Origin of the sequence: Streptomyces litmocidini, assembly GCF_014649755.1 — a bacterium.
Lineage (GTDB): Bacteria > Actinomycetota > Actinomycetes > Streptomycetales > Streptomycetaceae > Streptomyces > Streptomyces litmocidini.
This window is the reverse complement of sequence record NZ_BMTQ01000058.1, coordinates 1-1,682: the sequence shown is the minus strand read 5'-3', so window position 1 is coordinate 1,682 and position 1,682 is coordinate 1. Positions and strand designations below refer to the sequence as shown.

Annotated in this window: 1 protein-coding gene; it reads left to right on the top strand. The window is 72.7% G+C overall.

Annotation, left to right across the window (positions count from 1 at the left end; genetic code table 11):
• Nucleotides 1-48: 48 nt before the first annotated feature.
• Nucleotides 49-1,682, top strand: a 1,634-nt coding sequence (locus IE180_RS35890) for a condensation domain-containing protein (RefSeq protein WP_229861265.1), incomplete at its 3' end; no start/stop codon positions are given.

The window sequence follows — 1,682 nt, the reverse complement described above, 5'->3', positions numbered from 1 at the left end:
GTGGAGGGCGAGCCGCGTCAGCGGGTCCTGCCGCCGGAATCGGCTCGGGTGTCGGTGGAGCGCCGGCGCGTCGCCGCCTCCGACGTCGACGCGGAGCTGGCGGAGCTGGCGGGTCGCGTCTTCGATCTGGCTGCGGAGCTTCCGCTGCGGGCGGTGGTGTTCGAGCTGGGTGACGGGGTGGTGGTGCTGTCGCTGGTGGTGCACCACATCGCGACGGACGGTCTGTCGAACGCCGTGTTCTTCGGGGACCTGCAGCGGGCCTACGAGGCCCGGCTCGCAGGGACGGAGGACTCCGTCCTTGAGCCCTTGACCGTCCAGTACGCGGATTACGCGGTCTGGCAGCGCCGGGTGCTGGGTTCGGCGGACGATCCGGAGAGCGTGCTGGGCCGGGAGTTGGGTTTCTGGCGCGGGGCGCTGGAGGGGTTGCCGGAGGAGCACGGGCTGAACCTGGACCGTCCGAGGCCGGCCAGGGCTTCCCACCGGGGCGGACAGGTCGAACTCGACCTCGGCGCGGACCTCTTCGAACGCATCGCGGTCCTCGCCCGCTCGGAGGGGTGCACGCCCTTCATGGTGGTGCACGCCGCCCTGGTCGCCGCGCTGACCCGCCTGGGAGCGGGGTCCGACCTGGCGATCGGCACTCCGGTCGCGGGTCGTGGTGAGCGGTCGTTGCAGGACCTGGTCGGGTTCTTCGTGAACACGCTGGTCCTGCGGACCAGCAGTGCCGGCGACCCGAGCTTCCGTGACCTTCTGCACCGGGTGCGTACGGCGGACCTGGACGCGTTCGCGCACCAGGAGGCGCCGTTCGACCTGGTCCTCGAAGCGGTCAACCCCACCCGGAGCCTCTCGCGCCACCCCCTCTTCCAGATCTGCCTGGGGCTCGAAGCGGGTGGTGTTCCGGAGCTGCGCCTGCCCGGCGTCCGTACCGTCGAGGTCTCCGGCCTGGTGAACGGGGCGGCGAAGTTCGACCTGGAGTTCCTGCTCCGCTCCGACGACGGCCGGGGCCTGCACGGCGCGATCGTCTTCGCGGCCGAGCTGTTCGACGAGGAGTCGGTACGGCGCATGGCGTCGGCGCTCGGCCGGGTGCTGGCCCAGGTGCTCGACGACCCCGCCCTGCCGCTCTCCTCCCTGGAGGTGCTGTCGGGCTCGGAGCGCGAGCTGCTGACCGGGCCGTGGGCGGGGGCCGTCGCCGAGGTGGGCGACGCCACCCTCGTCGAGCGGTTCGAGGAGCAGGTGGCCCGCCGCCCGGAGGCGACGGCACTGCTCGACGGAGCCCGTGAGGTGTCGTACGCGGAACTGAACGCGATGGCCAACCGCTGGGCCCACCACCTGCGCGCCCACGGCCTGGGCCGCGGAGACATGGCGGGTGTGCTGCTGGAGCGCGGGGTGGAGTTCGCGGCGGCGGTCGTCGCCGTGGTCAAGGCGGGGGCGGGGTACACGCTCCTCGACCCGGACTTCCCCGACGAGCGACTCCGCTCGGCGGCGACCGACGCGGGAATCAGCCACCTCGTCACCGCGCCGGCCCTCGCGGGCCGGGTGGACGGATCCTGGCAGACCCACACCGAGGCCCCCGGTGAGCTCCTGTCCCGCAACCCCGGCAACCTGGGCCTGCCGCTCGGCCCGGATGATCCCGCCTGTCTGATGTTCACGTCGGGTTCGACGGGTCGGCCGAAGGCGATCTTGTC